The organism is Nocardiopsis nanhaiensis (assembly GCF_054778635.1).
The window spans coordinates 12664-38639 of sequence record NZ_BAAGZJ010000075.1 but is presented as its reverse complement, the minus strand read 5'-3'; the positions used below and the strand labels follow the sequence as shown (position 1 = coordinate 38639).

22 protein-coding genes are annotated in these 25976 nt (G+C 69.6%); 13 read left to right on the top strand and 9 right to left on the bottom strand.

The window, feature by feature from the left end; all coding sequences use genetic code 11:
• Positions 1-10: 10 nt before the first annotated feature.
• The 3 genes from ACYVD1_RS27130 to ACYVD1_RS27120 form a co-directional block, all read right to left on the bottom strand.
• Complete coding sequence (locus ACYVD1_RS27130) at positions 11-1435, bottom strand: HNH endonuclease signature motif containing protein (protein ID WP_460777321.1); 1425 nt, start codon at positions 1433-1435, stop codon at positions 11-13.
• A 729-nt stretch (positions 1436-2164) separates the two neighbouring features.
• Positions 2165-2926: an endonuclease V gene (locus ACYVD1_RS27125; RefSeq protein WP_460777320.1), complete on the bottom strand. Its 762-nt coding sequence runs from the start codon at positions 2924-2926 to the stop codon at positions 2165-2167.
• Between the two features lie 70 nt (positions 2927-2996).
• The gene (locus ACYVD1_RS27120; RefSeq protein WP_460777319.1) at positions 2997-3827 is read right to left on the bottom strand and encodes a M23 family metallopeptidase; all 831 of its coding nucleotides are present in this window, start codon (positions 3825-3827) and stop codon (positions 2997-2999) included.
• A gap of 254 nt (positions 3828-4081) precedes the next feature.
• Between ACYVD1_RS27120 and ACYVD1_RS27115 the strand changes: the two genes are divergently transcribed.
• The 4 genes from ACYVD1_RS27115 to ACYVD1_RS27100 all read left to right on the top strand — a co-directional run bounded on the left by ACYVD1_RS27115 (position 4082) and on the right by ACYVD1_RS27100 (position 8129).
• Positions 4082-4879 carry an ATP-binding cassette domain-containing protein gene (locus tag ACYVD1_RS27115; protein WP_460777318.1) on the top strand — a complete coding sequence of 266 codons (798 nt, stop codon included), beginning with the start codon at positions 4082-4084 and terminating at the stop codon, positions 4877-4879.
• A gap of 52 nt (positions 4880-4931) precedes the next feature.
• The gene (locus tag ACYVD1_RS27110; protein ID WP_460777324.1) at positions 4932-6974 is read left to right on the top strand and encodes a YhgE/Pip family protein; all 2043 of its coding nucleotides are present in this window, start codon (positions 4932-4934) and stop codon (positions 6972-6974) included.
• Positions 6975-7050: 76 nt separating this feature from the next.
• Complete coding sequence (locus tag ACYVD1_RS27105; protein WP_460777317.1) at positions 7051-7692, top strand: TetR/AcrR family transcriptional regulator; 642 nt, start codon at positions 7051-7053, stop codon at positions 7690-7692.
• A 38-nt stretch (positions 7693-7730) separates the two neighbouring features.
• Entirely contained in the window at positions 7731-8129 is a 399-nt protein-coding gene (locus ACYVD1_RS27100) for a DUF3592 domain-containing protein (protein WP_460777316.1), read from the top strand.
• On the opposite strand, the gene ACYVD1_RS27095 is transcribed toward ACYVD1_RS27100, so the two are convergent.
• The gene (locus tag ACYVD1_RS27095) at positions 8089-9219 is read right to left on the bottom strand and encodes an antibiotic resistance protein VanZ (protein ID WP_460777315.1); all 1131 of its coding nucleotides are present in this window, start codon (positions 9217-9219) and stop codon (positions 8089-8091) included. The genes ACYVD1_RS27100 and ACYVD1_RS27095 overlap by 41 nt on opposite strands.
• Before the next feature lie 490 nt (positions 9220-9709).
• Between ACYVD1_RS27095 and ACYVD1_RS27090 the strand changes: the two genes are divergently transcribed.
• From ACYVD1_RS27090 to ACYVD1_RS27060, 7 genes are all read left to right on the top strand, one after another.
• Positions 9710-12307, top strand: coding sequence for a sensor histidine kinase (locus tag ACYVD1_RS27090; protein ID WP_460777314.1), 2598 nt, complete (start codon positions 9710-9712; stop codon positions 12305-12307).
• A gap of 2 nt (positions 12308-12309) precedes the next feature.
• The gene (locus ACYVD1_RS27085) at positions 12310-12762 is read left to right on the top strand and encodes a roadblock/LC7 domain-containing protein (protein WP_460777313.1); all 453 of its coding nucleotides are present in this window, start codon (positions 12310-12312) and stop codon (positions 12760-12762) included.
• Between the two features lie 8 nt (positions 12763-12770).
• Complete coding sequence (locus ACYVD1_RS27080; protein ID WP_460777312.1) at positions 12771-13220, top strand: DUF742 domain-containing protein; 450 nt, start codon at positions 12771-12773, stop codon at positions 13218-13220.
• Positions 13201-13785: a GTP-binding protein gene (locus ACYVD1_RS27075; protein ID WP_460777311.1), complete on the top strand. Its 585-nt coding sequence runs from the start codon at positions 13201-13203 to the stop codon at positions 13783-13785. The genes ACYVD1_RS27080 and ACYVD1_RS27075 overlap by 20 nt, the downstream gene beginning before the upstream one ends.
• Before the next feature lie 226 nt (positions 13786-14011).
• On the top strand, positions 14012-14974 hold the full coding sequence (locus ACYVD1_RS27070; protein WP_460777310.1) for an oxygenase MpaB family protein: 963 nt from the start codon (positions 14012-14014) through the stop codon (positions 14972-14974).
• Between the two features lie 149 nt (positions 14975-15123).
• Positions 15124-16125, top strand: coding sequence for an oxygenase MpaB family protein (locus ACYVD1_RS27065; protein WP_460777309.1), 1002 nt, complete (start codon positions 15124-15126; stop codon positions 16123-16125).
• A gap of 41 nt (positions 16126-16166) precedes the next feature.
• Positions 16167-17507, top strand: coding sequence for an MFS transporter (locus ACYVD1_RS27060; protein ID WP_460777322.1), 1341 nt, complete (start codon positions 16167-16169; stop codon positions 17505-17507).
• A 152-nt stretch (positions 17508-17659) separates the two neighbouring features.
• Here ACYVD1_RS27060 and ACYVD1_RS27055 read toward each other — a convergent pair whose 3' ends face one another.
• Positions 17660-18307 (bottom strand): TetR/AcrR family transcriptional regulator, encoded by a 648-nt coding sequence (locus ACYVD1_RS27055; protein ID WP_460777308.1) that lies wholly within the window; start codon positions 18305-18307, stop codon positions 17660-17662.
• 142 nt (positions 18308-18449) lie between these two features.
• Between ACYVD1_RS27055 and ACYVD1_RS27050 the strand changes: the two genes are divergently transcribed.
• On the top strand, positions 18450-19949 hold the full coding sequence (locus ACYVD1_RS27050; RefSeq protein ID WP_460777307.1) for an MDR family MFS transporter: 1500 nt from the start codon (positions 18450-18452) through the stop codon (positions 19947-19949).
• A 124-nt stretch (positions 19950-20073) separates the two neighbouring features.
• Here ACYVD1_RS27050 and ACYVD1_RS27045 read toward each other — a convergent pair whose 3' ends face one another.
• From ACYVD1_RS27045 to ACYVD1_RS27030, 4 genes are all read right to left on the bottom strand, one after another.
• The gene (locus ACYVD1_RS27045) at positions 20074-20826 is read right to left on the bottom strand and encodes an SDR family NAD(P)-dependent oxidoreductase (protein WP_460758367.1); all 753 of its coding nucleotides are present in this window, start codon (positions 20824-20826) and stop codon (positions 20074-20076) included.
• Positions 20827-20865: 39 nt separating this feature from the next.
• Entirely contained in the window at positions 20866-22224 is a 1359-nt protein-coding gene (locus ACYVD1_RS27040) for an FAD-binding oxidoreductase (protein WP_460777306.1), read from the bottom strand.
• Complete coding sequence (locus tag ACYVD1_RS27035; RefSeq protein WP_460777305.1) at positions 22221-23219, bottom strand: decaprenyl-phosphate phosphoribosyltransferase; 999 nt, start codon at positions 23217-23219, stop codon at positions 22221-22223. Before ACYVD1_RS27035 ends, ACYVD1_RS27040 begins: the two co-directional genes overlap by 4 nt.
• Before the next feature lie 253 nt (positions 23220-23472).
• Positions 23473-24387, bottom strand: coding sequence for a PorA family protein (locus ACYVD1_RS27030; RefSeq protein WP_460777304.1), 915 nt, complete (start codon positions 24385-24387; stop codon positions 23473-23475).
• 157 nt (positions 24388-24544) lie between these two features.
• Here ACYVD1_RS27030 and ACYVD1_RS27025 point away from each other — a divergent pair, with 157 nt between their 5' ends.
• Positions 24545-25954, top strand: a complete 1410-nt coding sequence (locus tag ACYVD1_RS27025) for an acyltransferase family protein (RefSeq protein WP_460777303.1) — start codon at positions 24545-24547, stop codon at positions 25952-25954.
• Positions 25955-25976 lie beyond the last annotated feature (22 nt).

Genomic DNA, 25976 nt, shown 5'->3' with positions numbered 1-25976 from the left:
CCAGTTGGAGTCAAAAACGAGGGTGACCGTGACTCCAGGAAGGGGGTTGGGCTGGCTCCGGGTCCCCGTCCGAGTCCTCCCCCTTGTTGCTGCGGTTGCGGTTGCGGTGGGAGGGACGACCCTGCCACGTCGAGGCCTCCGGGTTGGTCTCCCTGCGGTACTTGAGCCGGTTGTGGTCCGAGCAGAGTGGCTGGATGTTGTCCGCGCTGGTGGACCCACCGGCCGAGAAGCTGATCTTGTGGTCGGCCTCCGACCCACTGGCCGGGAAGTTGCAGCCCTGGTACCAGGCGCAGGTGGTGTGACCGAACATCCCCGCATCCCGCAGAGCACCCGTAGCGTCGCGCTGGGTGCGGCCCACGTCCAGCACCCGGTCGCCCTTGGGGGAGGTGATCATCCGGCGCAGCAGACTGTTGGGGGCCAGGGCACGGATCGCGGCCATGGAGACCACCTGCCCGTCCTGGGTCATCGCCGGACCCGCACCCTCGGTCTGGTTCTGGAGGCCGAGGAAGGTGGGCAGGGGCACCATGATGTTGATCATCGCCACCGCAGCACGCTTGCGATCCTGACCGCCCTTGCTGCCCTTGCCGTCTTCGGCCTGCCCCTCGGCACCCCCGGCGCTCTCGGTGAGGTGGGATGCGGACCGGACCAGGTTCATGAACGCGTCATACATCCGCTCCGAGGACGACACGTGCAGCCTCTCGGGGTCATACTCCGACTCGTGGGCCTTGAGCACACACCTAAGCTCCTCGGCGTGCTCACCCGGACCCCAGAGCTCGAACAGGTGAGTGCCATCAAAGGTGCGCACCACACGCGCACCACGGGCGTCGAAGGCGGCCTGGTACTGCTCCTCCACCACCGCCGGGTTGTACTGGGCCAGCAGCTCCCGGCCCAGCCGGTGAATGTCGGAGGTCGACATCGCCGGCTCCCTGGCCTTGGAAGCCAAAATCCCGGCCTCCACCATCCGCCGGAAGAGGCCAGCATCCGGGTAGCGGCCAGTGTTGCGCGCCCCCACCGCCTTATCAGCGGCCTTGCACACCGCCACCGCCTCCCCGATCGACAACAACCCGGAGTCCAGGCCCTGGCGGGTGGCGGGCAACTCCTGAGCAAAGAGCCTGCGGGCCAGCTCGGCGCGCCCGTTGGCCTCAACGGGGGCCATCCCCACCGAGTGGATCAGCCAGTTCTGCACCGACCTCTGCCCACCCGCCTCCAACAGGGTCCCGGCCGCCTCCAGCTGCGCCAGACGCAGCAGCATCGCAAGCTGGGCCTGGTCGAAGTCCTCGAACACCTGCGAGATCACATCCAGGACCTGGCCAGCTGCTCCGGTCGGGGGCACCTCCGCCATCTCCGAGGTGATCTTTCCCCGGGCGGTGCGCGTGGCGGCCACGGCGGGGGTGTTTCCCGCCGTGTTCCCGCACTGCCCGAAAGAAGAAGTCATACCACTAAGGATACCAAGAAAGGCACAGAAAGGACCTATCCCGGGGGTTACACAACACTTACCCAGCCACCCAAACCCGCCTTTTCCTTCCCCGGAAATAAGCCACCAGGAAAGGAGTCCTCAGCCCTCTTGTGCATTTTCAGGAAAAGCGGACAAATGTGTTCCAGCATGGAAATGATCTTGCTACCAGAAGTAATCTCGCCGCGAACATTGACCAGCCGCGACACCCGCAACCGGTCGACTCCGGCGCAGGGACCCACCCGGCCGAAGGCCGTGCTGTTCGGGGTTCGCTGCCCACATTGACCAGCCGCGACACCCGACCCGTCGACGCTCCGGCGCAGGGGCAGGCATCGGCCGCCAGGCCGAGGGGGTTCCGTTTTTCGGGCGGAGCCCGAAAGGGATCGGACCTCGACCACCCGTCCCCCTTTCCCGATAGCCGCCAACCCGCCGTCGTAGCGGAGCGGGTCAAGGTGGAGCGCCGTTGACGCGCGAAGCGCTCGATGGCGACGACCTTGAGGCGCGCAGCGGAGACGGCCACAATTTTGCGGCGGGAAAGGAGGACACCGTCAACCGACAGAAAAACCCCAGACAACAGATAAATCATATCCACCGATAGCCCGTCGTTCAGCTGACCGGGAGGTGCGTTACGCCGGGCGTTCTGTCAGGCCGGGCGTTCTGTCAGGCCGGGCGTTCCGTCAGGCCGGGAGGTGCGTCAGGCCGGGAGGTGCGTCAGGCCGTGGCGCCGTGTTCCTTGCGGTACTGGCCGCAGAGCCGGTCCGCGTGCCTGATGGGTTCGGGGATCCGGTACTTGGGCGACATCCGCAGGATGAGGTCGGCGGCGCCCGCAAGGTCCACGCGGTGTCCCACGGACACGTAGACGGGTTTGGTCCGAGCACGGGTGCGCAGCGTGCGACCGATGACCTCGGCCCCTTCGGCGGCGAGGGTTGCGGTGTCCTCGACCAGCTCCGAGCGCCCCGCGACCATGGGCGTCCAGGAACCGCGCTCCGCTGCGGGGAGCGCGTTCTTCCCGTAGAGCACGGACTTCGCGGAGCCGATCACCGGGGCGTCGATGAGGACGCCCAAGTGGCTCGCGATCCCGAAGCGGCGCGGGTGGGCGAGGCCGAACCCGTCGCTGACGAACACGTCGGGGGTGAACGAGAGCCCTTCGATGGCCTTGAGAACCGGGGGCAGCTCCCGGAAGGCGAACAGCCCGGAGATGTAGGGGAAGGACGGGGTATCGGCGACCAGAGACGTGTCGACCACTTCCAGCGTGCGCGTGTCCAGCACGACCGCCGCGGCGGCGAGCTCCTTGTCCCCCACGCCGTAGCTGACGTCCAACCCGGCCACGTAGCGAACAGAGTCGGGGGCGAACGGTTCGGTGCGCACCCGGTCGGCCAGTAGGCGCTGGCGGCTCACCGCCTCCTTGGGGTCGTCCGGCCAGTTCTCCGGGTCGTCCAGAGCTTTGGCCGCCCGCTGGGCCATGTCGGTCACGCGTCTCTCCCGTCCCCTCAGCACCAAGCTCTCCGGGCGCAGTCTAGGACGTACGCGGGGACACCGGGGTTCAGCGGGTGAGGGGGTCGGCCGTGAAGGCCTCACCGGCCGGCGGGACGCCCACACCGGACCAGGTGAAGGGGATGCCCCGTGCCTCCGCGAGCTCAGGGCTGTCCATCAGCTGGAAGTGCAGGTGGGGTTCGCTGGTGTTGCCCGAGTTCCCGCACCGACCGATGAGCTGCCCAGCGGTGACCCGGTCCCCGGCCCCGACCACCACCGAACCGCGCCGGAGGTGCGCGTACGCCGCGTAGACGCCGTCGCCCAGGTCCAGGACGACGTGGTTGCCGAAGATGCGGTGCGGTCCGCCGATCGAACGGCCGATGGCCTCCACCAGCATCAGGTAGACGTAGGCGGGCCAGCTGTTTCGGCTCAGGTGGTCGCGCTGACCGTCCGAGGCGCGAACGACCGTGGCGCCGGCCACGGCCAGGATGGGCTCCCCGAACGCTCGGAAGCCGTCGTCGGGGCGCCGCATGGCAGGCCACCAACCGTCGATCAGGGGGCGCCCGGAGTCCTGGAAGACGTCGATCGCGTACTTCTGGCCCAGTTGGCGGGTGCCGTGGCTAGGGACCTTGTCGGCCGGGCTGTTCACCGCGACCCACTCCCCCGTGACCGGCGGCGCGACCTCGACCACCGAGCGGTCCCCCTGGGCTTCCATGTGCTTCCTCTCCCGGCGCAGGACCAGGACAGTGACGGCCAGCAGGCCCAGGAAGGCCGCCACCGCGCCCAGGGCCCACTCCGGGGCGAGCCCGAAGGGCCCGAACGCCACCAGGGCGCAGAAGCAGAACAGCACCGGGATGCTCACCACGTAGACCCGTTGCAGTACACGGGCGGGCTTTCTCATGACTTCTCTCCCAGGGCTCGCTCGCTGACCTGAAACCAATAATACGTAATTACGAATTTCCAGCAAGATGATGGCCCGATCCGGCCAGCCGCGGAAAGCCCCGGCCAATTCCGCGGGCGGATCCCCCAGCCTCGGGTGCGGCGCGTTGTGCCCGAGGACACAGGCCCGAACGCTCGGGACCACCGAACCGGTCCAGTACCGTGGGGCGAGAATTTGTACTGACTGGTCAGTTCAAAAATGGGGAGGCCACAAGAATGCGTCGGGCCACCGGAGCTCGTGTGCACGCCGAGGGCGTCACGCTCACCACCGGCGAGGGTCCCGTCTACACGGGAATCGACTTCACCGCCCGCCCTGGGACGCTCACCGTCTTCCAAGCCGACTCCGGAGGCGGACGCAGCGCACTGCTACTCACCCTCACCGGACGGATGAAGCCCACCGAGGGAACTCTGCACGTCGACGGGTACACGCTGCCCAAGGAGGCGCGGAAAGTACGGCGGATCAGCTCACTCGGGCTGATGAGCGGGGTCAACGTCCTCGACGACCGCCTCCGCGTACGGGAGCACCTGTCCGAGGCCCGCCTGCTGAGGGTCCGGCCCGCCGCCAAGGTCGTGGCCGATCAGGCCATGGAGACCGTGGGACTGGCCGAACTCGACCGCAACGCCCTCATCAAGGAGCTCTCCGCGCTGGAGCGGCGACGGCTCGGCATTGCCCTCGGACTGGTCTCCGAACCGCGCCTGCTCGCGGTGGACAACGTCGAGGCCGGGCTCAGCACCGAACACCAAGCCGACATGTGGCGGTCCCTGAAGGACCTCGCGAGCGAAGGCCTGACCGTGATCGCCACCTGCGCGGACGCCCACGAACTCGGTGCGGCCTCCGGCCCCGACACGCAGGGGCCCATCCACATCAGGCAGGGCGCACCATCGGGGCCCGACTCCGAGGAAGCCGGGGAAACGGAACCAGCGGAGGAAGCCGAGGAACTGATCGGTATCGGCGAACTACTCGACCACGGCCGCGACGGCGAGCACGGGGGTGGGCAGCGTGGCCAATCGTAGGAAGGCACCGCTCTACCGGTTCCTCGCGGTGCCCCGCCTCGGACTGCTCACCATGCGGTCCTTCCTGCGGTCGCCGCTGCCCACCGCGGCGCTAGCCGCCCTCATGCTCATCCCCCTGCTCTACTCGGGAATGTACCTGTGGTCGTTCTGGGACCCCTTCGACCGGATGGAGAACCTCCCGGTCGCGATCGTGAACGAGGACGAGGGAGCCGAGGCGGACGGTGAGGAGGTCGAGGCGGGCGAGGAACTCACCGACACCCTCTTGGACGGCGCCGACCTGGACTGGCACCTCGTCGACGGCGACACCGCCGCCGAAGGGCTGAGCGACGGCACGTACTACGTCACGCTCACCATCCCCGCACACTTCAGCGAGGCCGTCACTTCGCCCTCCCGCGACCGCGAGGACCCGGTCCCGGCGCTGCTGGTCGCCAACTACAACGACTCCAACAGCTATATCGTGCGGCAGCTCGCCGGAAGCGCCTTCAACGAGATCCGCGAGGCCGCCGCGAACTCCGCCGTCAGCGACTACCTCGACCAGATCTTCCTGGGCTTCAACGAGATCCACGACAGCACCGAGGAAGCGGCCGATGGCGCCGACGAGCTCGCCACGGGCGCGGGCGACGCCGAAGCCGGTTCGGGAGAGCTCTCGGACGGCATAGGAGACGCCCACGACGGCGCCGGATCGCTCAGTGGAGGGATCGACGAGCTCTACGCCGGGTCGAGAACGATCGCCAACGGCGCCACCGAGGCCTCGGACGAGGTCTCCGAGAAGGTCGACGACCTCGACAAGCTGGCCGATGAGTGGCTGCCCCAGCTGGAAGAGGACATCCCCGGCGTCCAGGACCGCGCCGACCAGGTCGCGGAGGTCTCCGGCGACGTGTCCACGGCCTTGGAGGAGCTGCCGGACGAGATCGACGTGTCCAGCCTCGAGGAGGTCGACGGCCGGCTCGGCGACTACCTGGACGCCAACCCGGACCTGGAGCAGGACGACCCCGACCTGCACGTACTACTCACCGACCTCCAGGACGCCATGGACACGGCGCTCTCGGCGGCCGGGTTCGTGAACGACAACCGGGACGACATCGACGACGCCGCCACCGAGGCCGCCGCGCTGAGCGCGAAGGCCTCGGGCCTGGCCGAGGACCTGCCCGACATCGTCGACGACGCGGAGGACGCCCGGGACCAGGTCGACGCTCTCGCCGACGGGCTCGAAGACCTGGCGCAGGGGTCGCGTGACCTGCGCGACGGGCTCTCCGACGCTTCCGACGGCGCCGACGACCTCAATACGGGCCTGGACACGCTCAGCGGCGGCGCCGGGGACCTGAACGACGGCTTGGGCGACCTGTCCTCCGGCTCCGACGACCTCGCCGAGGGTCTGGCCGACGGGGTCGAGGAGATTCCCACCTACTCCGACCAGGGCCGCACCAACGCCGCGGAGATGATGAGCGAGCCGGTCCGGCTGGACAGCGAGGTGGACAACGAGGTGCCCAACTACGGGAGCGGCTTCGCCCCGTTCTTCGTGCCCCTGTCACTGTGGGTGGGTGCCATGGTCGTCTTCATGGTGCTGCCCGCGCTCTCCACGCGCGCCCTGGCCTCCTCTGCCGCGTCCTGGCGGGTGGCCCTGGCCGGACGCATGGTCCCGCTGATGATCGGCTGGGCGCAGGTGCTGGTCATGATGGCCGTACTGCACGTCGGGCTGGGTCTGGAGTCCCAGAACTGGCCGCTGCTCATCGCGTTCCTGCTACTGACGTCGGCCGCTTTCACGGCGACCGTGCAGTTCCTGACCGTGCGGCTCAACGCCGCGGGCCGCGTGGTCGCGCTGGCACTGCTGGTACTCCAGCTGACGTCGGCGGGCGGCACGTACCCGATCGAGACGAGCCCGGCGTTCTTCCAGGCCATCGGTCCGTACCTGCCCCTGCACTGGGGAGTGACCGCCATGCGGAACCTGATCGGCGGCGGCGACATGATGCTGGTCTGGCAGGCCTTCGGGGTGATGTCGCTCTGGCTGCTGGTGCCCCTGTTGCTCACCTGGCGGACCGTGGAGAGCAAGCGTATGTGGACGATGTCCTCGCTCTACCCGGCGCTGAAGATCTAGGCCATGGTGGGGCGGGGCGCGCCCCGGACCGCTTGACCGTGCGCGCCCCCGCCCCACCAGGGGCAGAATGGGATGGATGAACGTGAGTACCCCCGACACCGCGAAGCCCGCCGGCGGCCGCCGCGAAGCGACCCGCCGCAAACTGTTCGAGGCGGCCGTCACGCTGATCTCCGAACAGGGCTACGGCGACACCACCGTGGACGAGATAGCCGAGCAGGCCGGGGTCGCCAAGGGCACCGTCTACTACAACTTCGGCGGCAAGAGCGAGCTGTACGCGGCGCTCATGGAGTGGGGCGTGACCCGGCTCGCCGAAACGCTGCGGGACGCGGTGCCCGCTCCGGAAGTGGGCGCAGGGCCGCGCGAAGCCCTGGCCGAGGTCCTGCGGGCCGGGGTGATCTTCATCGGCACCCACGAGGCGCTCGCCCGGCTGCTCATCGCCGAGTCCTGGCGCACCAACCGGGACTGGTACACGACCATCCGGCAGATCCGGACCGAGGCGATCGGGGTCATCACCGGCCAGCTGGACACCATGGTCGAACTCGAGCTCACCCGTCCGGATCTGGACACCGCCCTTGCGGGATCCGCCCTTTTCGGCATGGTGGTGACGGTGGCTCTCGACTGGCGTACCCTCCAGCCAGAACGTCCTGTCGAGGACATCCACGCCACCCTGGCGCACATGGCCGACGGTCTGATCGGTTCCCCCGCCTCCCCGCGCTGAGATCCCACACGAAGAATCCCGGAGAGGACTCCCCCGCCATGGCCGACCTGTACCCCCTCCTCCCCATGGTCGCGGGCGCGATCCTGCTGTGGTTGGTCACCCGTGACACACGGCTCGACATGCGCCTGGTCCGCAACGGCGTGCGCGCCAAGGGGAGGGTGATCGGCTACCACGAGACCTCGGTGGCCTCCCGGATGATCGTCCAGTTCCAGACCGAGGACGGCAACGAGGTGCACGCCGAGCACGAGAACACCGGGTGGATGGCCTCCCGGGCCGGAGAGATCGTCACGGTGTCCTACGACCCCGATGTGCCCGAGCGCGCCCGGATCGTGTCTGCTCCCTGGCTCAGCCACTGGGTGAGGGGCATGTTCGGCGGCCTCGGCCTGGTCCTGCTCCTCATCGGCCTGTTCCTGGGCTACCTGCACTGGTCTGACTAGTCGGACCAGGGGAATCGCTGGGCCCTTCCCCTTCCGGGGGTGGGGCGTAGCGGACGAGGCGGCGGGGCAGCCCGCCGTCGACGGTGGAGCGGGTGCGGACCCGGACCCCGCACACCAGGTCGACCAGGCCCGTGCCGTCCGGCCGGACCACGGCGGTGCTGCCGTGCACCGCGACGACGACGAGCGCTATCCACGGGAGCCCGAACGCGACCAGCGCGGTCACCGGAGCGTACAACAGCACGCCCCGGGCCAGGACCCGGTGGCGGGCGGCCGGGCGGGGTGCGTCCCGCTCGGTCAGCGCCAGGTGCACGGCGCCCCCGCCCAGCGTGGCGCGGTCACGGCGCAGCAGCGGCAGGAAGAGCGCGAACACGGCGGCCAGCCCCAGGAGAGTACCGGTCAGGACCTCCGGTTCCGCCCCTTCACGGACCACTCCGTAGGCGCGCAGCACGGCGACCAGCGTCGCCGCTCCGAACCACCACAGCCCGAGGTCGAGCAGTGAACCGATAATTCGGCGGGCGAGGTCGGGGGCGGCGCGGTCGGGCACCGCTGAGGGCCAGGAGCGCGCCGGACCGAACGGCCACAGCGGCGGTACCCAGCGGGCCAGCAGCCAGCCCAACAGGGTTCCGGCGACCCCGGCACCGGCGGCCTCGGGGGCGACGGCGTTGTAGGCGCAGGGGTAGAGGCCGAGGATGCCGGTGGCACGTATCACGGTGACCGCGAGGGCTAGGACGGCGCCCAGGGCGAGAGTGGTGAGGAGCCCGCGGCGGAACCGGGAGCGGGCTAGGAGCCCTACCGGGAGGAACACCCCCAGGGCCAGGGCCGCGTCGCGTAGCTCCAGGGGCGGCGCCGGGGCGGGTGTGACCGGGCAGAGTCCGTCGGCAGACGGGGGCAGGGGCCAGACGGCGTACACTGCCAGCCCGATCCCGCTGAGCAGGGCCGCGAGGGTGAGCTGTCCGGGCCAGCCGACCAGGCGCCCGTAGCGCCGGTGCTGTCCGCGCAGGTAGAGGGCGGCCCCGATCACCATCAGCAGCGGTACGGCGACCACCGCCACCTCGATGGCAGCCTGTCCGCCGCCGAAGGGTTGCCCCATGATGTGTCCGTCCCCCAAGTCCTCGGTGCGCCAGGCTAGTACGGTCCGCGGCCGCGCGTGGGGGGAACGGCGATTTGACGCGGCGGAGGTCCGAGGGTGACGGGTGGAGAGGCCCCAGGGGCTCACTGGTATGGACCAATAAACAGCCCCCTGGCCCTCATGTGACGTTTGTCCCATAATACTTCGCGTGGCCTTACGGCCGACCGTGCGTAACCGTCATACCTGCACTTGTATGTACATTTCATCGCTTCATGGCAGACTGCCTGCACCACCCGGATAATCCCCCGTTTCTCGGGCGAGATACGATCCCCCACGCCGAAACCCCCATTTGTGGTTACTCTGCGGTAAGTCCCGCGTCGACCACCCCACAAGGGTTGGGCGCGGCCCCCCGGGTGGAGGGCCGCATGAGCGCGCCAGCCGCGGAAGCTCGGCCAGGCGACCAGGGCCCGACCCATCCCAGAAGACTTTGACGCGGATCGACAGGAGAACCGTGCAGGCAGTACCGAAGAAACGTGGGCGGACGATCACCGCCCGTATCCGCGCCATGGTCATGATCCCCACCGCGGCGCTGGTCGCGCTGTGGCTGATCCTCACCTTCGTGCTCGGCGGCAACGCGGCCTATCAGCTGATCCGCTCCTCGGCCACAGACGACCTCGTCACCCCGGCCGCCGTCGGCCTGGTCGACTCGATGACCGAACGGTCGGCGACGATCGCCCACATCGAGGACCCGGACGACGCGGACCTGGCCGAGGAGCTGATCGAGGCGCGCGAGGACACCGACGGCTCCCTCGGCGTCGTCGTCGACGACCTCATGGGGTTCGCCGACCTCGCGCCGGGTGACGGAGGCATGCACATCGAGATGCTCTACGACATGTACCAGGAGATCGGCGAGATCCGGGACGCCGTCGACGCCGGCAACGCCTCGCGTGCCGATGTCCTGGACTACTACAACGAGCTCGTCGAGCACGGCGCCGACAGCTTCGACAGCCAGGGCCGCGAAGGCAACGAGGGCGACGCCGTCAGTCCCGGCTTCACCGCGGTCTACCTCTTCCGCACGGTGGACGTGTTCGCCCAGGCCGACGCCCAGATCGCCCGGGCCTTCGCCACCGACGAACTCACCGTCGAGGACCAGCGCGAGTTCACCCGGCTGGTGGGCGCCTTCGAGACCCTCATGGAGGCCAACGCCCCCTACCTGGCCGGCGACGGCCTCGCCGACCGGTACGAGGCGGTGCTGGAGGGTCCCGAGTTCGCCTCCCTCACCTCCATGGCGGAGGAGATCACCGACCGGCAGATCGACGCGGAGACCGTCACCGACCCGGTCACCCTCACACCCACGACCGACGACGACCTCTCCATGCCGGTCGAGAAGGCCGAGTGGGACGCCGCCTACGAGCCGGTACTCACCGAGCTCACCGACCTCGGCGCGGAGGAAGCCCTCTACGCCGCTCAGATGACCCGCGAGGACGCCAACCAGGCCGTGATCGTCGCCGTCGCCGGCAGCCTCGGCGTGGCGGCCGCGATCGTGATCGCGTTCTCCCTCGCCCGCCGCTCCTCCCGGAACCTCACCGACCGCCTCCTGACGCTTCGGGAGGAGTCCCAGGACCTGGCGGAGAACCGGTTGCCCGAGATCATGGGCCGCCTGCACCGCGGCGAGCGCGTGGACACCACCACCGCACTGCCCGAGCTCAGGGCCGACGAGGACGAGATCGGCGACGTCGCCAAGGCGTTCAACACCGCCCAGCGCTCCGCGATCGACGAAGCGGTGCAGCAGACCGAGCTGCGCCAGGGCGTCAACCGCGTCTTCCTGAACATCGCGCACCGCAGCCAGACCCTGGTGCACCGCCAGCTGCGCCTGCTGGACCGGATGGAGCGCGAGCAGGAGGACCCGGAACAGCTCGCCCAGCTGTTCAAGCTGGACCACCTCGCGACCCGTTCCCGGCGCAACGCCGAGAACTTGCTCATCCTCGGTGGCGAGGCCCCGGGCCGCACCTGGCACCGTCCGATGCCGCTGATCGACGTCCTGCGCGGTGCGATCTCGGAGTCCGGTGACTACACCCGCGTCAAGCGCGAGCGCATCGCCCGCGTCAACCTCAACGGCCCCGCCGTCGCCGACGTCATCCATCTGGTCGCCGAACTGGTCGACAACGCCTCCATGTTCTCGCCCCCGCACACGAACGTGCGCCTGAGCAGCGAGGACGTTCCCAACGGCGTGACGATCGAGATCGAGGACCGCGGTCTGGGCATGACCGACGGCGAGTTCGCTTCGGCCAACGCGCTGCTGGCGGACCCGCCGGAGTTCGACGTCATGCGCCTCAACGAGAAGATGCGCCTCGGCCTCTTCGTGGTCTCGCACCTGGCCCACCGACACGGCATCCGCGTGCACCTGCGCCCGTCGCCGTACGGCGGTGTCCAGGCCATCGTCCTGCTACCGCAGGAACTGATCTCCGGCGACCGGACCCCGCTGCCCTCCGGAGAGAACACCGGTGAGGACATCTGGGAGGTGCGCGAGATCGTCGACCGCACCCCCGGCGCCGCCCTCGAGGCAGGCAAGGCCGCGAGGCCCGGAAAGCCCCTCCTGACCTCCGTTTCCACTCCACCGAAGGACTCGGGCAACGACCACCCCGTCCCGGAATCCAACGGTTCCGGCGCGGGCGAAGGGTCACGGCCGGAGGCACCAGCCTCCACCCCGACGCCGGACCCGGGGGACGACCTACTCAATTCGCCGGCCAAGGACGAGGGCCGCCCCACCCTGCCCACCCGCAGCTCCAAGATCAGTGCGGTGCCCGACTCCTCCGCGCCGTCCCCCGCCCAGGAGCCGAACGCTCCCGAGACGGTGGATGCGGCCGGGGGACGCCCGCCACTGCCCAAGCGGCGCCCTCAGGAGAACTTGGCGCCCCAGCTGGCGACCGACTCGGCTGGCGAGGGCCGCACCGGGCCCGCGGCCGGTGGCGCCTCCTCCGAATCGGCGCTGGACAGCACGGAACGGCTGGCGCGCCTGCGCCGGAACATGTCCGCGTTCCAGAAGGGCACGGACCGCGGACGTCGCGACGGCAAGCACAACACCAACGACACCGACAAGGACGCGTAACCGTGACGAGTACCGAAAGCGTCGAGCCCGGAAACGGCAGCACCGCGGGCAAGAGGGACATCAACTGGCTGCTCGACGAGCTGCTCGACCGCGCTGTGGGCTCTCGCCACGCGATCGTCCTCTCCGCCGACGGCCTGCTCATCGGCCGCTCCGAGGACCTGGTCAAGGAGGACGCCGAGCACCTGTCGGCGGTGGCGTCCGCGTTCCAGAGCCTGGCGCGGGGCACCGGCCGCCACTTCGGTGGCGGCGAGGTCCTGCAGACCGTCGTCGAGATGGAGAACGCCTACCTGTTCGTGACGGGAGCGGGCCGCGGCGCCTGCTTGGCCGTCCTTGCCGAGGAGAGCTCGGACGTCGGTCTCATCGCCTACGAGATGAACGTCCTGGTCGAACAGGTAGGCCGCTACCTCGACGCCGCGCCCCGCCGTGAGGGTGCCACCGGGGAAGCCACGCGATAGGGGGCGGTATGCAAGCACACAACGAGTTCGATCCGGGCGGGATACCGCAGGGCCTGCCGCACCGCGACGCGGTCGGCGGGTTCGGCGACGACGCCCCCGCAGGCGGTGGTCCGGAGGAGGCGGGTCCGCTCGTCCGCCCGTACGTGATCGCGCAGGGCCGGGACCACGCGGACACCGTCCAGCTGGACATGATCAGCGTGGTGATCGCGGCCAAGCGCGCCGAGGTCGACGAAATGGCCCTCGAACCGGAACAGCTCCGGATCCTCGAGCTGTGCCGCCGCCCCCAGTCGGTGGCCGAGGTGTCCGCTCACCTGGACATCCCCGTCGCCGTCGTCAAGGTCCTGCTCAGCGACCTGCTCAACCGCGGCCTCGCCTTGGCCCGCGCCCCCTACAAAGCACAGAGCCCGGTGAGCCGGGACGTACTCCAGGCGGTTCTCGATGGCATCCAGAGACTCTGACCGGGGCACCGAGGCCCCCGTTCCCTCGGCACTGAAGATCCTGGTGGCCGGTGGTTTCGGCGCCGGAAAGACCACGCTGGTCGGCGCGGTCAGCGAGATCTCCCCGCTCAGTACCGAGGAGGTGATGACCGAGGCCAGCTACGGGGTCGACGACCTGTCCGGTGTGGAGTCCAAGTCGACCACCACCGTGGCCCTGGACTTCGGCCGCATCACCATCAGCGACAGCCTCGTGCTGTACATGTTCGGTACGCCCGGCCAGGAGCGCTTCTGGTTCATGTGGGAGGAGCTGTCGGAGGGGGCCCTGGGCGCGATCGTCATAGCCGACACCCGCCGCTTGGAGACCTGTTTCGCCGCGGTGGACTTCTTCGAGCGGCGGGGGGTGCCGTTCGTGGTCGCGGTGAACTGCTTCGAGGGCGCCCACGAGTACGAAGCCGAGGAGGTCCGGGAAGCGCTCAGCCTCAACCCGGAGATCCCGGTGGCCCTGTGCGACGCGCGTCAGCGCGAATCGGCCAAGCAGGTGCTGCTGACTCTGGTCAACCGGGTTGCCGAACGCGTGACGGCCTAGGGCGACCCGGATGAGTGAGGGGAGGGGCTGGGACGCCTCTCCCCTCGCCGTTCGGGCACGTTCCGGACACGGTTCGGGAGTGAAAGCGGCACCGAGCACCCGGGCTTTCTGTACACGCGAACCACCCAGGTAAAGTGCGGGGCGGCGAAACGTCACGTTGGCGGGCGTTGGCGCACCGATGACCATGGACCCGTCTCGGGCGGGCCCGGACGAAGGTGGAGTTCCCATGAAGCGTTTCGACTGGCGCGACACGATCCACACCCTGGACGCCGAGGCCGACTGCGAGCGCATCACACGCATCCTGAACACGCACGAGTTCCCGTGGGACATGGAACAGGCCCTTGGCCTGGCCCTGTACCGCACCTACGCCGTTCCGTCCATCGGCCAGCTCCTCGGAGACACCCGCGAGTTCACCGAGCGCACCCAGCACCGCTACGACGACACCGCGCTCATCCTGAACGACATCATGGAGCACGGTTTCGAGCCCGGCCGCGGCCGGGACGCGCTGCGCCGGATGAACCAGATGCACCGCTCCTACGACATCAGCAACGACGACTACCGCTACGTACTGAGCACCTTCGTCGTCATGCCGGTGCGCTGGCTCAACGACTACGGCTACGGCTGGCGCAAGCTGTCCGAGCACGAGATCGCGGCCAGCACCAACTACTACCGCAAGCTCGGCAAGTACATGGGGATCAAGGACATCCCCGAGACCTACGCCGAGTTCCGCGACCTGATGGACTCCTACGAGGACGCGCACTTCGCCTACACGGACGGCGGACGGAAGGTCTCCGACGCCACCCTCGAACTGATGGTCGGCTTCTACCCGGCCTGGCAGCGCCCCATCGTCCGGCCCTTCACCAAGGGGCTGCTGGACGACCCGCTGATCAAGGCCTTCGACTACCCCGAGCCCCCGGCCTTCTGGCGCAAGTCCGGCGACGTCGCGCTCAAGCTGCGCGCGAAGGTCGTCCGGCGCATGAAACCGCGTAAGGAGCCCCGCTTGGCGCGGATGAGCACCAACATCCGCAGCTACCCCGACGGCTACGACCCCTCGCGCATCGGCACCTTCCCCAAGGGCTGCCCGGTCCCCCACGACCTGCGCACTCACGAGGTCCCGGCCACCGGTGCCCAGGTGCCCGCCCCCGGCCAAGCCGTCACCCCCACCGCTTCGGAGTCCACCGAGCAGTAGACACCCCGCACCGAACGCACCCCGCCAGCGCAGGCCGAACGTTCCCCAGCCGGCCGCCCCGCCACCCCCAGCACAGCACCCGGCCCAGCCGTGTGTTGCCCATCCCCCCGTTGCCACCGTCCCCTCTCCCCTGAAGAAGGACCCTGAGAATGAAGCGTTTCGACTGGCGCGACGAGATCCACCGTCTGGACGCCGAAGCCGACTGTGTGCGGATCATGCAGATCATCAACTCCCACGAGTTCCCGTGGGACATGGGCCGAGCCCTGGGCATCGCCCTGTACCGCACCTACGCCGTGCCCACCATCGGTGAGCTGCTGGGCAACACCGACCAGTTCACCGGCAGCACGCAGAAGCGCTACGACGACACCGCGCTCATCCTGGGCAACATGATCCGGCACGGTTTCGAGCCCGGTAAGGGGCGCGACTCCCTGCGCCGGATGAACCAGATGCACCGCTCCTACGACATCAGCAACGACGACTACCGCTACGTACTGAGCACCTTCGTCGTCATGCCGGTGCGCTGGCTCAACGACTACGGCTACGGCTGGCGCAAGCTGTCCGAGCACGAGATCAGCGCGATCACCAACTACTACCGCAAGCTCGGCAAGTACATGGGGATCAAGGACATCCCCGAGACCTACGCCGAGTTCCGCGACCTGCTGAACAACTACGAGGACGAGCACTTCGCCTACACCGAGGGAGGCCGCAGGGTCTCCGACTCGACCCTCGACCTGATGGTGACGTTCTACCCGCCGCGCGTGTCCGGGCTGGCCCGCAAGTTCTCGATGGCGATCCTCGACGATTCGCTGATCAAGGCCTTCCGATACGACCCGCCGAGCAAGGCCTGGCGCAAGTCCGCGGACATCGCGCTCAAGCTGCGCGCGAAGGTCGTCCGGCGCATGAAGCCGCGCGAGGAACCGCTGTGGGCCGACATGAACCCCAACATCCGCAGCTACCCCGACGGCTACGACGTCGACAAGATCGGCACCTTCCCGGCGACCTGCCCGGTCCAGCACAACGTCGACCCGGTCGCCCACAAGGACCTCTACGGCGAAGACGGCGACCAGCCCGCCCGCGCCAGCTCCCCGGAAGGGTCCGCGCCCGAGGGTGAGCAGGTCCCGACCGACGCCACCGCGGACGGGCGCGCGTGACCACCACCGACCAGGCCCCGTCCGAGGACGGGGCCTCCGTCATGCGCACCGGCGCGCCGACCGGCGGCGCGCTCCCCAGATCAGTCCACGCCTGGTACGGCACCGGCGCGGTGGCCATGGGGATCTTCAACACGGTCCCCGGCCTCCTGCTGCTGATCTACCTGACCGACACCCTCGCAGTGAGCCCCGCCCTGGCCGGGTCGGTGATCTTCCTGCCGAAGCTGATCGACCTCATGGCCAGCCCGTACATCGGGGCCAGGTCCGACCGGACGCGTTCCTCCTGGGGCCCCAGGAGACCATGGATGCTCACGGGGGCGCTCACCCTCCCGCTGCTGTTCGCCGCCATGTTCGCCGGACCGCCGCTGCAAGGGTCGCAGGCCGCCCTCTACGTGGCTCTGCTGTTCATCTTGGCCGCGCTGGCCTCGTCCATGTTCATCGTGCCGTACACCGCGATGCCGGGCGAGATCACCGCCGACTACCACGAGCGCTCCACCCTCAACACGTGGCGGACCGCGTTCGCGGGCCTGGCCCTGCTGTTGGGCGGCGCCTTGGCCCCGGTCATCCAGTCGGCCCCGGACGACCCGGTGACCGGCTACCGCCTCATGGGCCTGGTGATGGGCGCCGTGCTGGTGCTGTCCATGCTCGGTGCGGTCGCGGGTACCCGCAGGGCCCCCCGCCCGGCCCACCGGCCCCGCACCGAGGGGCTGGCCGCCCAACTGCGGGTGGCCTTCGGGCACCGCGACTTCCGCGTGCTGTTCCCGGCCAACCTGTTCATGGCGGTGGCCGCCGGCACCATGGTCGCCGGCGTCCCGTACGTGACCGCGAACGTGATGGGTCGGCCCGCGTACACCAGCATCCTCATGGTGTGCGTACTGGTACCGCTCATGGCGGCGGCACCACTGTGGAAGCGGCTGTCCGTCAAGGTGGACAAACGCGGCGCTGCGGCCTGCTCAGCGGTGGTGTTCGCCATCGGCGGCGTCGGTCTGTTCCTCATCCCCGCGCTGGGCGTCCCGGGCGCCGTGGTCGCCTCGGTGCTCGTCGGCATCGGCCTGTCCGGGACCATGATGCTGCCCGCTTCCATGCTGGCCGACTGCCTCGCCACGGAAGACGGCTCCGGCCGCCGCCAAGGCGGAGTGCTGTCCGGCGTGTGGACCTCCGGCGAAGCCATGGCCCAGTCCGTGGGCACCGGCCTGCTCTCCCTCTGCCTGGCCGTCAGCGGCTACGTCGAGTCGGGTGCGGGGGAGGTCGTCCAGCAGAGCGAGGCCGCCCTGAGGGGCATGCTCATCGGCAGCTCCCTGGTCCCCGCCGCGGTCATGCTGTGCTGCCTGGTCCCCCTGATGTTCTACCGGCTGAAAGACCCGAGGACCCGGGGCGAGGCCTAAGGAGCAGGGCCGGGTTTCGAGGCCCAGCGTTGCGGTCGGCCGGTGTGAAGTCATCGGCACGGGCCGGCCGCCCGAGGAATGGAGGAACAGCCCTCCACGCAAGCAACGGGCCGCTCGGCAGCACACCCGCCGGTGCCGCATGAGCTGTCTGCCTACCCGCTCCCGTGGATTCTCAGGAAAGCGTCCACTCCGGAGCGGACGATAGTTCTCAGTTCCGCCTCCGACAGGGGCAGAGCTCCGAAGAAGGAGTGGTTGTTGGCAGGGCTCCGGACCAGGGACACGTAGTGGTCGGCCGCGCCATCTTCTTCGCCCGCCTCGATCTCCAGCAGTCCTTGATCGGCCAGGGCACGCAGGTGGTCGGCCAGGTCCCTCCGGACGTGTTCGGTGCCGCTGTCCACCCAGGCCCTGGCGGCCTCCGGGAAGTGTGCGGCCTCTCCGATCAGCAGTCTGACCAGGGCCGCATGGTCAGCTCGGCGTCCTCGAGGGGACAGCCACTCGTCACCGAAGGCGACCAGTGCCGCCCGGGCGTCCTCGGTGCCCCCGAGGTGTCGGGCGGCGATTCCGGCATGCTCGGCGGCGAGGGTGGCACTGCTCTCGGACACGATCCTGAGGAACAGTTCCCTCTTGCCCTCGAAGTGGTTGTAGATGGTGCGCTTGGAGACCCCGGCGTCGGCCGCGATCGCGTCGACGCTGGCCCGCGCGTAGCCCTCCCGCAGGAACACCCGCAGCGCCGCCTCCGTGATGGCCGCATGCTTGGCCGCGGACCTGCGGTCGCGCCCGTCACCGCACGTGTCGGTCATCTTCCCTCCCTTTCCGCACCACTGGTCCACACGGCCTTTTCGCCTTCCGCCTTCCATTCTCCCGGCTCCGTGCCGACCTCCCGACTCCGTGCCGGGGACAGCACCGTTCCACTGGGAAACTGCACCGTGTAGTTTACTCAGTATGGCGAAGCAAGACCCGTCCCCGTCCGCGCGCCCCGACCCCGACAGACCCTCGGCAGCCACGGACCCCGCGCCCAAGTCAGAACCCGCGACACCTCCGGCGCCCGCCCCGCCCCCGCCGCACCTGCTCGATCCAGCTCTGCTCAAACTGGCCGGCGTCCTGTTGGTCGGCGCGATGGCCGCCCTACTGGACACCACGATCGTGAACGTGGCGGTCGACCACCTGTCCCGGTCCCTGGACGCCCCCGTGTCCACCGCACAGTGGGTGGCCAGTGCCTACCTGCTCTCCACCGCCTCGGTCATCCCCGTGACCGGTTGGGCCGTGGACCGGTTCGGCCAGCGGGCCACCTGGATGACCGCGATGGCCCTGTTCGGGGCGGGTTCGCTGCTGTGCATGACCGCCTGGTCGATCGAGAGCCTGATCGCCTTCCGGGTGCTCACCGGGCTGGGCAGCGGCATGGTCCTACCGCTGGTCATGACGATCCTCGTGCAGGCCGCCGGGCCGCAGCGGCTGGGGCGGGCGATCGGTCTGCTCAGCGTGCCCATCCAGCTCGCTCCCGCGCTCGGACCCGTGCTGGGCGGGATCGTCCTGGACACGCTGGGCTGGCGGTGGATCTTCGCGGTCTCGCTTCCCTGCATCCTGCTCGCCATGGCGCTCGCGGTGCGCGGTGTCCCCAAGGGGAACCCCCGCGCCACCGAACGGCTCGACGTGCTAGGGCTGCTCCTGCTCTCCCCCGGTATCGCGACGCTGCTCTACGGGCTGTCCGTCCTGGGTGACTCGTCCTGCGCCCTGGTGTTCGCGGGTATCGGCCTGCTGCTGATCGCCGGTTTCGTGGCGCACGCCCTGCGCAAGCGGCCCAAGGGGCCGGCACCGGTGATCGATCTTCGCCTGTTCCGGAACCTGCTCTTCCGGTTGGGCGCGCTGCTGATGTTCGTGTTCGGGATCTGCATCTGGGCGGGCATGTTCCTGCTCCCGCTCTTCTTCCAGCAGATCCAGGGCACGTCCGCTATGACCGCCGGGCTGCTGATGGCCCCGATGGCGGCCGGCGTGGCCGTGGTGAACCTGATCATCGGCCCGATCGCGGACCGCGCCGCCCCGCGTTACCTGGTGGTGGTCGGTCTCCTCGTGGGTGCGGCCGCCACGGCCCCGTTCGGCTTCGCGGGACCGGACACCTCCCCCACCCTGTTGGCCTTGGCGATGTTCGTCCGCGGCCTGGGGCTGGGTGCCGCAATGGTGCCGATGCTGGCCACCGCCTACCGAGGGCTGCCCTCGGACCGGGTGCCGCGGGCCAGCAGCGCCCTGAACGTCACGCAGCGGCTGGGCGCAGCCATCGGAACCGCCATACTGGCCCTGCTCCTGGCCTCCCTTCTGGCCGACGCCGCCCGACCGGAGACGGCCTTCCAGGCGACGTTCTGGTGGATGACAGGGCTGACCGCCGCGGCGATGGTGCCCGCGATGTTCCTCCCGAACACCCGCCCGAACACCCCACCACCAGCGTGATCGTGCTACCAGTAGCCATATCGGCGCTGATTTCGCTTCTGATAGCAAGACACGGGCAGTTTGACGGCTAGGGCATGTTCGGCGGACACATACCCTGCTGCGCGGCGCATCCACCGAACACGCCCTAGCGGCCCAGGCGGCGCCACAGGGCCCGGGGCATCATCCGCATCCCCGCGAACACCGGTTGCAGCACGCGCGGCGCCCAGACAGTGGTGGCACCGCCCCGCAGGCCCTTGGACACCACTTCGGCCACCTGGCCCGGTGTGGCGGGGAACGGGGCGGGGTCCACGTGCCGGGACATCTGGGTGGCGACGTAACCGGGGCGGACCACCAGGACCCTAGCCCCGCTGCCGTGCAGCGAGTCGGCCAGACCCTGCGCGAACCCGTCGAGCCCGGCCTTGGCGGAGCCGTACACGAAGTTGGCCCGGCGGACCCGTACCCCGGCCACCGACGACAGCACCACCAGGGCGCCGTGGCCCTGTTCGCGCAGGCGGGCGGCGACGGCCAGCCCGGCGGACACGTGCCCGGTATAGTTCACGGCTGCCGAACGGGCCGCTGCCAGGGGGTCGGCTTCGTAGTCGGACTGCTCCCCCAGCACGCCGAAGGCGTCCACCACCACGTCCAGGTCGCCCACCAGCTCCACGGCGGCGGCCACCGTGCCGGCGTGGGTGTCGGCGGCTTCGGCGTCGAAGTCCAGCGAGTGCGTAGTCGCGCCCAGCGCCTTGAACACGCTTGGCGGGTCGCCCACGCCGCCGCGGGCGGCGAGCACCACCTCGCGGGCGCCCTCGCGCACCAGCCGCTCGGCGACGGCCAGGCCGATCTCACTGCGTCCGCCGAGCAGCAGAACGGTTCGCACGCTTCCCAGCGAGTCACGCATGGGTCGGTCCTTCCGGTTGATCGGGGTCGGGACGGCCCCTCAGACGAGCTTGAGGCGGCGGGCCAGGTCGGAGACCAGTACACCGTCGGGGTCCGCCCGTTCCCGTACCTTCTGCCAAGCGGGCAGCTCGGGGTACATGGCGTGCACGGTCTCGGCGGTGGCCCGGCTGTCCTTGGCCAGGTACAGCCGCCCGCCCGCGGCCAGGACCCGTTCGTCGAACCCGCTCAGCAGCCGGGCCAGTCCGGGCAGTTCCGCAGGCAGGTCCAAAGCGAGCGTCCACCCCGGGCGGGGGAACGACAGCGGACCCGGGGTCGGTTCGCCCATCCGTTTGAGCACCGCGAGGAACGACGGCGCACCGGCCCTCGACAGGCCTTCCACCACGGCGCGCAGGGTGTCCTCCGCGCCGAAGGGCACCACGAACTGGTACTGCACGAACCCGTGCGGACCGTAGACGCGGTTCCAGCCCTCCACCGCGTCCAAGGGGTGGAAGAACCCGCTCAAGGGCTGGGCCTGACCGCGTCGGCGCGGGGGCGCGGCGTTGTAGTAGGCGGTGTTGAACGCGCCCACAGTCCACCGGTTGAGCAGTCGGGGCGGAGCCCAGGGCGGGGCCGACAGCGGAGTCCCGGCCCGGTACCGCATCGGGTCGCGGCGCTGGGGGGCCGGTAGGTCGGCGAGGTCGGCGTGGTGGGCCCGGGTGAGCACGCTCCGGCCCAGCGCGGCGCCCTTGGCGAGCAGGTCGACCCAGCAGACCGTGTACCGGTAGGCGTGGTCGGTGCGCGACATCAGCTCCAGTGTGGAGTCGAGGTCGCGGGTTCGATCGGTGTCCACGCGGGCGTAGGCGGTCTCCACCGGGTGCACGCCGATAGTGGCCTCGGTGATGATGCCGGTCAGGCCCATACCGCCCACAGTGGCCCAGAACAGCTCGGGGTCGCCGTGCTCCGGCCCGAGTTCGCGTACCCGGCCGTCGGGGGTGAGCAGGGTGAGGGAACGCACATGGGCGCCGATGGAGGAGTCGGCGTGGTGGTTCTTTCCGTGGACGTCGGCGGCGATCGCCCCGCCCAGGGTGACGTGCCTGGTCCCGGGCGTGACGGGGACGAAGTAGCCGCGGCGCAGCAGGTGCTCGATGATCCGGCCGAGGCCGGTCCCGCCGGGCGCGGTGACCTCACCGCGTTCCGTGTCCAGGCGGGGCGGACCGGTGAGTTCGGTGCAGTCCAGCACGAGTCCGCCCGCGGCCTGGGCCGCGTCGCCGTAGGAGCGGCCCAGACCCCGTGCCAGGGCGCCTCTCGGGCCCGCCTGGGACAGCGCTTCGGCCGCCTGGGCGGGGGTGCGCGGGCGCACCACGCGGGAGGTGGTGGGCGCGGTGCGGCCCCATCCGGTGAGGGAGGTTGGGCGACTCACAGATAGATTCCCAGTCCGACCAGGAGGACCAGCGCGACGAGGACGAGCTGGAGGGGCCGGTCCCGGAGCGCTATCTCCTCGGGTTCCTCGCCCGCGCCCCGGTCGACGAGCAGGTTGTATCGGAGCACGAACATGATGAACGGAACGATACTGGCCGCGTGGAAGACCGCCAGCGGTCCGCTGCTCTGTTCCAGTGCCCAGAGGCAGTAGGTGACGATCATGGCACCGGAGGCGATGGTGCGCATCTGGGCGAGGTAGCTCGTGGTGTAGCCGAGCAGGGCCGATCGGGTGGGGTGCCCGGCGGTTTCCTCCCCGCTCGGCCCCGCGTCCGGGGCACCGCCCGCGTCGGAAGGCGGCTTCGGTACGGCCCTGGAGAGGCGGAGTTCGGCCTCGCGTTTGCCCACCACCACGAGCAGGGCGGCCAGCGAGACCACGATGACGAACCACGAGGTCAGCTCGACCCCGACGGCGATCCCGCCCGCCATCGCCCGCAGCACGTGGCAGCCGGCGACCGCGACCAGGTCGCAGATGACGATGTCCTTGAGGAAGCGCGTGTAGGCCAGGGTGAGCAGGACGTAGCCGACGAGCACGAGGGTCAGTCGCCAGTTGCCGAGGACCAGTGAGGCCAGCGGAGCAGCGGCGACGAACACGGATCCCACGACCACCGCGAACGGGACCGGGAGCTCGCCCGCGGCGACGGGGCGGTGGCGCTTGCGGGGGTGCGCGCGGTCCTGGTGCACGTCCCGCACGTCGTTGAGGAGGTAGGTACCGCTGGCCGCCACGCAGAACAGGGCGAAGACGGCCGCGCACAACAGCAGGGAGCGGGGGTCGTCGAGCGCCCCCGCGGCGATGGGGGCGGCGAACACCAGCAGGTTCTTCAGCCACTGGCGGGGGCGGCAGGCACGGAAGAGGGCGCCGGGCAGCCCCAGGACGCCGTTCCGCCCGGTTCGGTTCTGCGGCTCGGCTTCGGTGTCGGGGGCCGTGGTCGGGGTCATGCGCGCCCCTTCCGGGTGTGCGGTGGGCCGGGTGTGCGGTGGGCCTGGTGTGTAGTGGGCCAGCTCCTGCGGGCCGGGCGGGAAGCAGCCGGTGAGGGCCGGGCCGCCCGTGGGGGTGCGGGCGGCCCGGCCCCTCGGTCCCTGGGTCAGGGGGCCGTTCTCTGGGGTGGAGCTCCTGGGGGTGTGGAGCTTCTGGAGCGGGGTTCCTGCGGCGGAGTGCCGGGGCGGGCTTGTCCTCGGTGTTCCCGGGGAGCTAGTTCTCCGCTCGGCGGCCGGTGACGATCAGGACGACGGCGACACCGACGAACCCGATGCCGACGACCAGCGCTCCGATGGGCAGCGTGGTGTGCAGCAGCGGGAGGACGGTCCGGGCCTGGTCGGTGCTCTCGATGGCGGCGGCGCGGGTGGCGTCGTCGAACCGGAGTTCACCGCTGAGCAGGGTCAGGACCTCCTCACCGTCGACCACGACGGTGCGGTGGTGGTCCTCGCTGATGTCGATGGGGGATCCGCTGACCGGCTCGATCCAGTACGTCCTGACGATGGAGAAGGTCTCGTCGCCGACGACGTCGCCGTCGCCGTCCAGACCGGCGACGTCGCGTGGGATCTCCCGCTCGTCGATCACGGTCGGTTCAACGTCCTGGACGAACTTGTAGGCCTCGACCCCGTCAACCTCCTCAACGCCCTGGAACTCCATGGGGACGACTTCCTCCGCGGTCGCTTCGAAGAAGTCGTAGTCACGCTGCTCCGTCATGAACGGCATCTTCCAGCCCTGCCCGGACTGGGTGACGGCGGAGTCGTCGACCATGGCGTCGCAGCAGTCGACGAGCTCTCCGGAGACGCGGTCGTGCCCGGCACGGCGGTTGGTGGAGCTGATGCCGAAGTCGGTGTCAGCGTCCTTGATCCAGGTGAACTGGTCCCACACCACCACCTCGTCGGTGCTGGAGGCCACGTCGGCACGGATCGTCGAGTGTGCCTCAACCTCGGCGTCCTCGACGAGTTCCACGTCCTCGATGTTGAAGTAGGTGACCTCTCCCGTGTTGACGGTGGCGTTGTAGTAGTCCAATGGAGTCTTCATCAGGGAACTGGACATCCACGTGCGCATCATGGGTGCCAAGGCGAGACTGAAGACCCCCAGCGCGATGAGTACGACCGCAACGGTACGGCGCATTTGCCCTCCTGGGCGGATGAGAGTCCAGAGCTGGAACTAGGTTCAGTTCCGGGTAGAGTACTGCCCAGTAGTGAACGACGTCACCTGGGCGTGTCTGAATTTTTATAACACGTTCTAGTAGAACGCGTTTCGACTCCCTCCCGTCCTGGAAGGCCCCATGGCGCCCACTCCCTCCGCGCCCGAGGACCCCACCTCCGGCAGCCCTCGAACACACTCCGCCGACGACACGCGCCTGCTTCCGCAGGTGAACGGGCGCCACCACAGCCTCGACGGGATCCGAGCAGGCGCCTGTCTCCTGGTCCTCGTGGTGCACGTGTCCACGGAAACCGGCGACGCACTGTCCCCCGGGCCCATCGGGGCCCTGCTGAGCGCGGGCGCGCTCGCCGTCCCCCTGTTCTTCGCGCTCTCCGGCGTCCTGCTCTACCGCCCCTGGGCCCGCAGCACGCTGGACGGTGTCCGGGGGCCGAACGTGCGCGCCTACCTCTGGCGCCGCGTTATGCGGGTCTTCCCCTCCTACTGGGTGGTGGCCGCGGCCGCACTGCTCCTGTGGGCCGGCGAGCACGTCCGCTCGGCCTGGCACTGGTTCGAGGTCATGACGCTGACCTACACCTTCAACACCGACCCCCACTGGGACGGGCCGGGACCGCAGGGCCTCGGACAGATGTGGAGCCTGTCCGTCGAGATCTTCTTCTACCTCTCACTGCCGCTCTTCGCCCTGCTCCTGACCCTGTGGGCGCGGGGCGGTAAGACGGTGGACGCGCGCGGGCGCAGGATCATCGGCGGACTCGTCGTGATCACCGTGCTGTCGTTCCTGGCGCTGGTGCCGCAGTACTTCCCGGAGCCCCGCGAGTACATGCACTCCTGGCTGCCGCGCTGCATGGGCATGTTCGCGGTCGGGATGGGCTTGGCAGCCCTCTCGGAGTGGGCCTGGCGGGAGAGCGGCCCCGACGGCCCGGTGCGCCGGTTCTGCCGGACCATCGCCGCATCCCCCGGCCTGTGCTGGTTGGTGGCGGGTGCCTTCTACGTCCTGGAGGCCACCCCCGCGGCGGGCGGCCGCTTCTTCGAGCCGGGCAACCTGTGGGTGTCGATGATCGAGGCCTCGACCAGCATCGGCTTCGCCTTCTTCATGATCGCCCCCGCCGCGCTGTCCCCGCCCGCCCCCGACGCGCCGCCGCCCTCGCTGCGCACCGCAAAGGCCTGGCGGAACGGCGCCTGGCTGGACGCGCTGATGCGGCACCGGGTGATGCTGTTCCTGGCCAAGATCACCTACGGGGTGTTCCTGTGGCAGTTCGTGGTGCTGTACCTGTGGCGCGACTTCACCGGCCAGGAGATCTTCACCGGATCGTTCCTGTTGGACATCGTGCCGGTCACGATCGGGACCGTGCTGCTGGCCTGGGCTACGTTCCACTGGGTCGAAGAACCCTCCCGCAAGTGGTCCCGGAAGTTCTTCGTCTCCGGGAACGGTGCACAGTCCGGTGGCAAGGGTCGGCGCCGGCCCCGCAGGAAGGGCGCCGCTCAGGACAGGGAACAGGACAGGGGACAGGGCAAGGAAAACGTCGAGGGCTGACCACCTGGTCCGACGTCCGGGG

Coding starts and splice junctions, on each gene's coding strand:
- ACYVD1_RS27130 (WP_460777321.1), bottom strand. CDS start 1,435: ATGACTTCTTCTTTCGGGCAGTGCGGGAACACGGCGGGAAACACCCCC.
- ACYVD1_RS27100 (WP_460777316.1), top strand. CDS start 7,731: ATGGCCGACCTGTACCCCCTCCTCCCCATGGTCGCGGGCGCGATCCTG.
- ACYVD1_RS27045 (WP_460758367.1), bottom strand. CDS start 20,826: ATGCGTGACTCGCTGGGAAGCGTGCGAACCGTTCTGCTGCTCGGCGGA.
- ACYVD1_RS27080 (WP_460777312.1), top strand. CDS start 12,771: ATGCAAGCACACAACGAGTTCGATCCGGGCGGGATACCGCAGGGCCTG.
- ACYVD1_RS27075 (WP_460777311.1), top strand. CDS start 13,201: ATGGCATCCAGAGACTCTGACCGGGGCACCGAGGCCCCCGTTCCCTCG.
- ACYVD1_RS27095 (WP_460777315.1), bottom strand. CDS start 9,219: ATGGGGCAACCCTTCGGCGGCGGACAGGCTGCCATCGAGGTGGCGGTG.
- ACYVD1_RS27030 (WP_460777304.1), bottom strand. CDS start 24,387: ATGCGCCGTACCGTTGCGGTCGTACTCATCGCGCTGGGGGTCTTCAGT.
- ACYVD1_RS27110 (WP_460777324.1), top strand. CDS start 4,932: ATGCGGTCCTTCCTGCGGTCGCCGCTGCCCACCGCGGCGCTAGCCGCC.
- ACYVD1_RS27115 (WP_460777318.1), top strand. CDS start 4,082: ATGCGTCGGGCCACCGGAGCTCGTGTGCACGCCGAGGGCGTCACGCTC.
- ACYVD1_RS27060 (WP_460777322.1), top strand. CDS start 16,167: ATGCGCACCGGCGCGCCGACCGGCGGCGCGCTCCCCAGATCAGTCCAC.
- ACYVD1_RS27050 (WP_460777307.1), top strand. CDS start 18,450: ATGGCGAAGCAAGACCCGTCCCCGTCCGCGCGCCCCGACCCCGACAGA.
- ACYVD1_RS27070 (WP_460777310.1), top strand. CDS start 14,012: ATGAAGCGTTTCGACTGGCGCGACACGATCCACACCCTGGACGCCGAG.
- ACYVD1_RS27035 (WP_460777305.1), bottom strand. CDS start 23,219: ATGACCCCGACCACGGCCCCCGACACCGAAGCCGAGCCGCAGAACCGA.
- ACYVD1_RS27105 (WP_460777317.1), top strand. CDS start 7,051: ATGAACGTGAGTACCCCCGACACCGCGAAGCCCGCCGGCGGCCGCCGC.
- ACYVD1_RS27065 (WP_460777309.1), top strand. CDS start 15,124: ATGAAGCGTTTCGACTGGCGCGACGAGATCCACCGTCTGGACGCCGAA.
- ACYVD1_RS27055 (WP_460777308.1), bottom strand. CDS start 18,307: ATGACCGACACGTGCGGTGACGGGCGCGACCGCAGGTCCGCGGCCAAG.
- ACYVD1_RS27120 (WP_460777319.1), bottom strand. CDS start 3,827: ATGAGAAAGCCCGCCCGTGTACTGCAACGGGTCTACGTGGTGAGCATC.
- ACYVD1_RS27025 (WP_460777303.1), top strand. CDS start 24,545: ATGGCGCCCACTCCCTCCGCGCCCGAGGACCCCACCTCCGGCAGCCCT.